This is a genomic window from Vibrio sp. OPT46 (assembly GCF_015163535.1).
Classification (GTDB): domain Bacteria; phylum Pseudomonadota; class Gammaproteobacteria; order Enterobacterales; family Vibrionaceae; genus Vibrio; species Vibrio alginolyticus.
In genome coordinates, this window is the sequence record NZ_JADDYG010000250.1 from 82,143 (window position 1) to 89,154 (window position 7,012).

Below are 7,012 nucleotides of genomic sequence, written 5' to 3' on the forward strand. Positions count from 1 at the left end.
CTGCTTTATATCTGCATTAGGACGAGTAAACACTTGATTTAGTTGATAGTCGATATCAAGCTTATCTAGGCGTTTTTCAAACGCATCGATGTTTCGAATCCAATAATCAGAGATCTGCTGCCCTGGATAAACAACAGAAATTTTCAGTGGACGCTTCTTGTCTTTTGCTACGGGTACAGGGGTTTCTCTTACCACTTCAGCCAACGCACTAGTTAGCTGCTTCTGTTGTGGAAACTGGTCTAAAAACTCTTGATATGCCCAATACCCATTAAGAACTTGGGTGGCCTGCACATTCGGCGCAAAAGCGGCCATTGAAATCAGGGAGAATACTAACGCTTTTTTCATCTACTGCTCTTTTAGCTTTTTTATGAGCCTAATTCAGCTCTATTCATTACCTAGCCGAGTCATCCTATACTCTTGTAATCTACCTTCCTCTTAGTGCCTGTTTCAATAGTAAATTAGTTCTTGGTCTGAGTGGATGCAAATGAAAGTACATTGAGTCGCTTCCTTTGTCTCGATAACGTAGAGACATTTCGCGCTTTTCATATTCAGGCCCTTTAAACAGAACACCAGCCCATTATGCGTCAGTTTATTCCTACATGGTACTCCAAAAACAAAAAGAAACCGCCAATGTGACATAGGCGGTTTCCGTGTATCTTTGCGTAGCAAGGGCTTATCAGAGTGCCACTATCTCTAACATCATTTGTTGATGTTCGTCGACGACAATATTTGCTTTTGACATAACGAGCAGCTCTTTTTTCGCTTTAGTTAGTTGCTTAATATAGTACTCTGCTCGCATGGCAAGCGTCTTTGACTCAAAATCCGATGACCATTCCAATACCAAAGGGCCTTTTCCCTTCAAAGCTTTCGCTCCTTTTCCGGTTTGGTGCTGATTGAATCTTCGTTCAACATCATTGGTAACACCACAATACAACGCGTTGCGGTTATTTCGTATCAGGTAGACACTCCAACGCTGCGTTGTATTTTCCATCATGAAAGCAGTGACTCAACCTTAGCTTTTAATTCATCCAGCTCTTCTTTCAGCTGAGCGACTTCGAGCTCTAGCTGACTTACTCGATCGGAGCTCGAGCTTGCAGCAGACACAGGCGCTGCAAGTTCGGACGCATCAACATCACCACAGAACAAATGCATATAACGCGACTCCCGCTTACCAGCCTCACGTGGTAATTTGACCACTAATGGTCCTTTCTCTTCGCTTGCTAAATGCTCAAGGACCGTTTCCACTTCTTTTACATCATGAAATGTCGCGAGACGATTAGTACGAGTACGAATTTCCCCAGGTGTTTGAGCACCGCGCAAAAGCATACAGCATACAATGCCCTTCTCCTGCTCTGTCAGCTTTAAATCACCAAATTCCGTATTACAGAAACGGTGTTGATACTTGCTGACGCGGCTGTTGAACGCACTTTCGTCACTGACGAGCCTGCGCTCAATAAGAGCATCAACGGCATCGAGAACGTCTGACTCAGAGAGTGACATCACGGGATCACGGTTGCTTTTTTGATTACACGCGTTGGTTAATGCGTTCAGGCTGAGGGGGTAAAGATCTGGGGTAGTGACTTCTTTTTCGATCAAGCAACCAATAACTCGTGCTTCAATTGCCGTTAGCTCAACTTTCATAATGCATTTCCTTATTATTTTTGCATTTGACTTTGTACCTAAATCGCTTCGAAATCATACGCCATAAATTCACACAGCAGTGCAAGAAGCGTTAGCGGTTCAGGTGTTGGTGTCAGGCTAAAGCATAGCGTAAGACCTGACACCCCTTACGAATAGGGTCAGGTATCAATGCTCCGAGAGAATCGGCACTCTCGTCAAATTGCCATCTTGGTCGACCATCATTATTTTTGAACGATTAAGCTCAACTTCGATGATTTCGAGTTGCTCACGAGCGTTGATATACGCCGTTTTTAACTTTTCAGCCACAGAGCGAGTGACTTGCTCATTATCTTGACTATTTACTTGCTCCGCAGTGTTACCAGAGTCCATATCAAGTTCATCATTTTGCATTCAATGGTGTTGATAATATAGTGAAGGCCACGTTATGACAATGAATCGATGGATTCTACGTTGTTGGCCAAAACTCGAAGAAAGCAGCACGATTATATGGACACAGCGCAATTGGTTGAGAAATGTTCAACTCTGCATTGCTATTGATCTAAAGACTGTTATGCCACTGGATGTTGTGCTTTAATCGAGGAAGATATTCATAAAATTAGGAAAGAGAACTATGAGTAGCGTATTTGAAATCGTTAACCAAGCTCGTCGTAAAAACAAACTAAAACGTGAGCTTCTTGATAACGAGAAGAAAGTTCGTGATAACCGCAAACGTGTTGATCTTCTAGAAAACCTTCTAGACTACATCAAACCAGAAATGACTCACGATGAAATCGTCGCAATCATCAAAAATATGAAAGCAGACTATGAAGATCGTGTTGATGACCACATCATTAAAAGCGCTGAGATCTCTAAAGCACGTCGTGACATCAGCCGTCGCATTCGTGAGCTGACTGAAGAAGACAAGCAAACTAGCGGCAAAAAATAAACGCGTAAGCTAGATTTTCGAACCCCGAGCAAGAATATCTTCCTCGGGGTTTATTTTTGTCTCTAAACTAACCGCCGTGTACAATCAATCTAACTCTTATTCCTAACGCATTCAGCTTTCTATGTCTTCAACTACGACAAGTACACAACCAACGCTTGCAAAACAATTATTTACGATGACCTGGCCAATGCTTTTTGGCGTTCTGTCTTTAATGAGCTTTCAGCTTGTGGATAGCGCGTTTATCGGTCAGCTCGGCGTTTTACCGTTAGCCGCTCAAGGTTTCACTCTGCCTTTGCAAATGGTCATTATCGGCATTCAAGTCGGTCTAGGGATCGCAACGACAGCGGTCATTTCTAAAGCTCTTGGGGCGAATGAAAGCCAGTATGCCAAACAACTTGGCGGATTGGTATTGATGATCGGCTCAATTGGTGTCGCTATTTTTGGCGGGCTAATTTGGCTTTTGCGCTACCCCATTTTAGCTCTATTAAGCGCTCCAGAATCTGTTATGCCGATAATCGACAGTTACTGGCCTTGGTGGTTATTAAGCTCATGGACTGGTGCGGTTTTGTATTTTTATTACAGTATCTGCCGAGCTAATGGCAATACAATGTTACCTGGCACAATGATGATGATAACCAGCGGCGTGAACCTTGTACTCGATCCGCTATTTATTTTCACGTTTGACTTGGGTATTAACGGAGCGGCAATAGCAACCATCGTCGCTTTTGGGTTTGGTATTTTAGTCGTCGCTCCTCGCGTGAAAAAGAATCACTGGGCAACGACACAATGGCAAGATCTTAACGTAGCCAAAAGTGTTGCATCTATCGGTAACATTATGGGCCCTGCGATGATTAGCCAACTGCTGCCACCGTTGTCTTCCATGCTAGCAACAAAATTATTGGCAAGCTTTGGAACCGCAGCAGTCGCCGCTTGGGCGCTTGGTTCACGCTATGAGTTCTTTGCTATCGTTTCGGTCTTGGCGCTGACAATGTCTATGCCTCCAATGGTTGGACGCTTACTTGGAGCAAAGAACTATGAAGATATCCAAAGGCTCGTCAGTATTGCCGTAAAATTCATTCTAGGTTTCCAACTTTTGATTGCTGCCATTACATTTGCCGTCGCAAACCCACTCGCATTATTGATGACAAGTGATGTGCAAGTGGAGCAAGTCTTGGAAATGCATTTACTGATAGTGCCGATCAGTTTGGGTTCATTAGGGGTTTGTATGCTAATGGTTTCTCTTTGTAATGCATTAGGCAAATCTTACACCGCGCTCACCATTTCAGCGCTGCGCTTGTTTGTCTTTTTCCTACCGTGCTTGTGGGTTGGCGCTCAAATGGATGGAATCCGAGGTTTACTCTTAGGCGCTTGTATCGGCAACCTGTTAGCTGGTGTTTCCGCATACCTAACCTATCGCCAAACCATACGCAAACTCGCAGGCGCGCAAGCCAACGCACAACAATGAATAATCAGAACTAAGCCCCTGAAGTGGGGCTTTATCGTTTTGACGCCTTGTCTAAGTTGAAATGTTAGCTAGGCGAGTTTTAATTCACTAAAGAGCTCAAATAACTGGTTCGATTTATACGGCTTAGGTAAATAAGCATCCATGCCTGCCGCAAAACAGTTGTGGATGTCTTCTTCCAAAACACTCGCAGTGAGTGCGATAATCATCGTTTTTTCACGTCCTGCTTTCTTTTCCCAACGACGAATTTCTTTCGTCGCGGTCAGTCCATCCATCACGGGCATCATGCAGTCCATTAAAATTGCATCGAATTCTTCTCCCTTTGTGATGGCTTCTAACGCTTCTTGACCGTTGCTTGTTATCAAATAGTCATAACCTGCTTTATCCAGAAAGAAACTCGCTATTTTCTGGTTCATCAAGTTATCCTCCGCAATTAAGATCCTGCGATGAGAGCGCGACGCTCGATATTCAGAGCTGACAACATTATTGGTGACATTGTCACTTGATATGGTCTTTTCAACCTTAGCTAAATCATCAATGACATGCTTAAATCGATTGCCAAGGAAAGGTAATGTGAGTACGGCATGTACTTTTTCTGCATTTTCGTAGGGAGTGGATAAATGATGCTGGCAAATAATCACACGGCGAAGATCGTAATTAAATGATAGATTATCCAAGATTTCATCGGTATTAGCGTCGTTACTGTGGCACAGAAATATGACATCAAAGTCATCATTTATCGCTTGCACTTCATTCACATTATTAACACCAAAGAGATTGATTTTCGCTAAGCGACACTCTTTTAATACTTGGTCGGCGTAGTCGTAATTTGAGCAGATCAAAAGCCCTTTATTAATCACCTCCGAACGCCAGCCAAACACCGGAATTGCTTCAACCTCAATCGAGAATTCAAAGCATGTGCCCACTCCTTTTGTAGATGTTGCTACGAGCTTGCCCCCCATCATCGACACAAGCTGACAACAAATTGCCAAACCCAACCCTGTACCGCCAAATTGCCTCGACACTCCTTCATCTTCCTGAGTAAAGGGTTCAAAAATCGTGGTTAACTTATCTTGATCAATGCCTATTCCGGTATCTTCTACTTTAAACGTCAGCACTCCACGTTCTTTCTCAAGTAATTCCTCATAACTAACATCAACGCATACATGCCCACTTTCGGTAAACTTAACCGCATTCGATACCAGATTCGTAACTACCTGTTTGACACGATGATCATCGACCATCACGCGAATGGGGATATTTTCAGCTAAATTAATACCTAACTTTAGCTGTTTAGATGTTGCTTTGGATTGGAATAAAATCACCGACTGATACACGACTTCTCGGATATCCGCTTCTACTAGTGACAGCTCCAATCGTCCAGACTCGATTTTAGAGAGATCCAATATATCGTTAAGTAAAGTAAGCAGTGTTTGAGATGAGGAGTCAATGTCATCAACAACTTCTTGTTGATGCGAAGACAACTCACTTTGAGAGAGTATTTCTGTCATGCCCATGATCCCGTTAAGGGGCGTGCGTATTTCATGTGACATGTTGGCAAGAAACACAGATTTTGCACGATTAGCCGATACTGCTGACTCTTTTGCATGCAGTATTTCTTCAGTTTGTCTCTGCATTTCTTCAACCACTCGATTCACTTGCTGAGCAAAAATGGTCAGTTCATCACTTCCATCAACTTTGACTTTTGTTTGCTTCTCTTCGGAGTTGATCAACGCGTTTAAAGTATGAATGATCGCATCGAGTTTGCTGTTAACTCGGAACCAAGTACTAAATCCGAGCCAACAAAGCAGGATAACCACTAAGGCGACGCCAAAACTGATCATCGCTATATTGGCCTTTTGTTCATGAACCTGCGTGAGAAGCGACTGCTCAGTTTGTTTGGTGAACCCATCAATGAGCACTTGTAAGCGCTGCACACGAAAATCGAGTTCTTTTAAATACGCGGTGTAGTCACTTTGTGACATGTCTCCTGACATTAATTGTCCGCGAGACGCTAAGTTTCTCTGATATCTCGGCGAAGTAAACAAGCCAAGCAATTTATCCACTTGCTCGTATGACCCACCTAAGTTTAAAAACGCATCCAAATTTTGCTGCTGTCGGTCAATCGCCTGATAAAACATACTTTGACTTAGCCGACTCTCAGGGTCTTGGACTAAACGGTTCGTCAGCCAAGCTTCTTTCTGTGTCCAAAAAGAGAGCTGAGCAAGGTAGGCAATAAAATTTTGCATGCGAATGCCATCGTCACTGCCATACCATTGATGATTTTGCAACAAAGAGCGCGACATATTTTGGAGCTGTTGAAATGCCCAATCACCCAGGTCGTCCATCTCACTCAATCTACCTGACAATACCCCCAGCATGGCTTCTTTCAGTTCATCAGCATACTCAGCAGTATTAGGGTTACTCACAAACTTTTGATGCAAAGAAGAAATAACTTCACCTTGTTCTTCAATATTAATGGCTGCAGAGACTTGAAGATCAGGCTGTCGGCGTACTTTCTCTATGGAGTAAATAAAGTGGGAGGCCTTGGATATCAATTGGAAACCTTGAATATTGCTAACCGTTTGATTGAGACGGCTCACGCGCAACGCATTATCAGAAAACTGCTGAACTGCAAACACCACTATTACCACAGCGGGTAATAGTGCGAGGAGTGCTAAGCGTGTTTTTATTGATAATCTCAACATCCATCAGCCTAATGGTTGATTTCATCCGTTTATTTAATATTAGACTAGTTTCTTGCATTGAAAGGCATATACGACATTGTTACTTTCAAACAACATTCACCTACCTAGACTATGGTTATTGTGAGTGTTTTATCATCGGCTAATGCAGTAAAAATTGTGATTTAAGTCATATTTTTTTATCTTAAAGTTGGATGCAAACAATAAAGTTTCACTCACAACTAAGAGTCGCATCACTTTTCAGGAAATCATCTATTGTATGTTTACCTATTGAGTTGC

General features: G+C 42.8%; 6 protein-coding genes and 1 pseudogene. 2 read left to right on the top strand and 5 right to left on the bottom strand.

Translation table 11 applies throughout. The annotated features are described in order from the left end of the window. The 4 genes and pseudogenes from IQR33_RS11380 to IQR33_RS11395 form a co-directional block, all read right to left on the bottom strand. A pseudogene (locus IQR33_RS11380) lies at positions 1-345 on the bottom strand (ABC transporter substrate-binding protein); the annotation flags it as partial. 331 nt (positions 346-676) lie between these two features. Then, on the bottom strand, positions 677-994 hold the full coding sequence (locus tag IQR33_RS11385; RefSeq protein WP_053304534.1) for a GIY-YIG nuclease family protein: 318 nt from the start codon (positions 992-994) through the stop codon (positions 677-679). Beyond that, positions 991-1,641: a YceH family protein gene (locus IQR33_RS11390; RefSeq protein ID WP_005373594.1), complete on the bottom strand. Its 651-nt coding sequence runs from the start codon at positions 1,639-1,641 to the stop codon at positions 991-993. The genes IQR33_RS11385 and IQR33_RS11390 overlap by 4 nt, the downstream gene beginning before the upstream one ends. 165 nt (positions 1,642-1,806) lie before the next feature. Beyond that, the gene (locus IQR33_RS11395) at positions 1,807-2,031 is read right to left on the bottom strand and encodes a hypothetical protein (protein ID WP_005385630.1); all 225 of its coding nucleotides are present in this window, start codon (positions 2,029-2,031) and stop codon (positions 1,807-1,809) included. 220 nt (positions 2,032-2,251) lie between these two features. Between IQR33_RS11395 and IQR33_RS11400 the strand changes: the two genes are divergently transcribed. Further along, on the top strand, positions 2,252-2,566 hold the full coding sequence (locus tag IQR33_RS11400; protein ID WP_005373603.1) for a DUF496 family protein: 315 nt from the start codon (positions 2,252-2,254) through the stop codon (positions 2,564-2,566). 121 nt (positions 2,567-2,687) lie between these two features. Further along, on the top strand, positions 2,688-4,031 hold the full coding sequence (locus tag IQR33_RS11405; RefSeq protein WP_017635172.1) for an MATE family efflux transporter: 1,344 nt from the start codon (positions 2,688-2,690) through the stop codon (positions 4,029-4,031). 68 nt (positions 4,032-4,099) lie between these two features. On the opposite strand, the gene IQR33_RS11410 is transcribed toward IQR33_RS11405, so the two are convergent. Beyond that, positions 4,100-6,736, bottom strand: coding sequence for a hybrid sensor histidine kinase/response regulator (locus tag IQR33_RS11410; RefSeq protein WP_017635171.1), 2,637 nt, complete (start codon positions 6,734-6,736; stop codon positions 4,100-4,102). Between the last annotated feature and the right edge of the window lie 276 nt (positions 6,737-7,012).

What these genes read in the sequence shown, in the direction of transcription:
- IQR33_RS11390 (WP_005373594.1), bottom strand. Translation starts at nt 1,641, where the DNA reads ATGAAAGTTGAGCTAACGGCAATTGAAGCACGAGTTATTGGTTGCTTG.
- IQR33_RS11410 (WP_017635171.1), bottom strand. Translation starts at nt 6,736, where the DNA reads ATGTTGAGATTATCAATAAAAACACGCTTAGCACTCCTCGCACTATTA.
- IQR33_RS11400 (WP_005373603.1), top strand. Translation starts at nt 2,252, where the DNA reads ATGAGTAGCGTATTTGAAATCGTTAACCAAGCTCGTCGTAAAAACAAA.
- IQR33_RS11395 (WP_005385630.1), bottom strand. Translation starts at nt 2,031, where the DNA reads ATGCAAAATGATGAACTTGATATGGACTCTGGTAACACTGCGGAGCAA.
- IQR33_RS11385 (WP_053304534.1), bottom strand. Translation starts at nt 994, where the DNA reads ATGATGGAAAATACAACGCAGCGTTGGAGTGTCTACCTGATACGAAAT.
- IQR33_RS11405 (WP_017635172.1), top strand. Translation starts at nt 2,688, where the DNA reads ATGTCTTCAACTACGACAAGTACACAACCAACGCTTGCAAAACAATTA.